The organism is Polaromonas sp. P1_G4, assembly GCF_056405475.1.
This window is the reverse complement of the sequence record NZ_JBFUCA010000795.1, coordinates 1-1,354: the sequence shown is the minus strand read 5'-3', so window position 1 is coordinate 1,354 and position 1,354 is coordinate 1. Positions and strand designations below refer to the sequence as shown.

The 1,354-nt window shown below is 60.8% G+C and carries 1 protein-coding gene; it reads left to right on the top strand.

The features are described 5' to 3' along the window. Positions 1-762: 762 nt before the first annotated feature. Positions 763-1,354, top strand: a 592-nt coding sequence (locus AC1D1X_RS23425; RefSeq protein WP_477699360.1) for a phage/plasmid replication protein, II/X family, incomplete at its 3' end; no start/stop codon positions are given.

The following is a 1,354-nucleotide window of genomic DNA, read 5'->3' as shown; positions in this document are numbered from 1 at the left end:
CTCTGATTCCCCTCGCTTCGCTTTCAAGATGGTGATGACCACCATGATGATGACGAACAGCGCTGCCATCCAGATCAAGCTTTTCATTCAACTCCCTCCTTGTGTTGGAGGTCATTTTGGCTGAAAGCACCCGCTCTAGCCTCCTTCAATCTGGGGGTGATTCAACTGCTCAAACGGTAAACCGCACGACTCTGTATCAACTCGAATACACCGACAGCCTCGGCACGGGGGATGTGGTCATTGAGTCCGGCTACAGCGCCGCAGACGCCGCCGTCTACCTCCGCAGCATCTTGGCCCTCGGCATGTCCCCCGTCACCGTTCGCGTGATCGCATGACGCTCACAGTCATGGACCCCTACACCCACGAGGCCCACGCGGCTCGCTGCGGCCAAGCCGCCCGCGATCGCCAGGTCCTCGTGCAGCACGTCGTCGCCCGCAAGGGAAAGATCGTTTACTGCGCCATCATCCGTGCGCCCTGGACCACACCGAGTGGCAAAGACTGCTGGACCCTAGAGACCCTGTGRCCGGAGCGCACCAGGGTCACCGTACCTTGTGGAAACGTCGCGGTGTGTGGCGGACCCACCTGCAGCTGCGCACCAGCCGACAGCGCTGGAGGGGCCCCGCTTGCGGGGATACCAGCGCTGCCGGATGGCTGCCGCAGCGAGGCTTTCCCCGACCCCGCTTTTAGTCAGGCGGGCGTGGTAGCACCGCCTGACAGTCTCACGCATGAGACTCGGCCTGTTTCCAGCCCAGCGGAATTCTGATGGCCTACGACACCATCAAAATCAAGTCCCCCCCGATCGACCGCACCATCATGCGGCGCATCGAGCAACAGTGCATTCTGCGGTCTGGGTGCGACCTTTCCAGCGGCGAAGTCCTGTACGAACTCTTCAGCGGCCAGCTGCTCGGCTCTTGGGACTCCCGCATTTCCGTGATGCCCAAATACGAGGACTACGTCCTGGACAAGCTTGGCCGCCCTCGCCTGCACGCCTGCGAGCCTTACCTCCTGATCGAAGCCAGCGTGCACAAGGTCATGCTGGGCCACAACGTCTACGGTGGCCCTTCTGACTTCAAGGAAGCGGCACGCTACCTTGTGGCTTTGGTCGAGAAGCTGCTGGAGACAGACATGCCGCCAGCGGACTGCTGGACCGTGCACCGGGTAGATGTGGCACACGTCTACAACCTTAGCAAACCCGCCTGCAAAGAGTTCTTTGACAGCATTCAGCTGCGCAACTTCCCCCGCCGCCAGAAGAAAGCGGCCAAGTACGACATGGCCGTCTACTTCGCCGGCAAAACCACCACCGTCAAGTTCTATCACAAGGGTGACGAATTCAAGCTTCACGACTACTCACGCC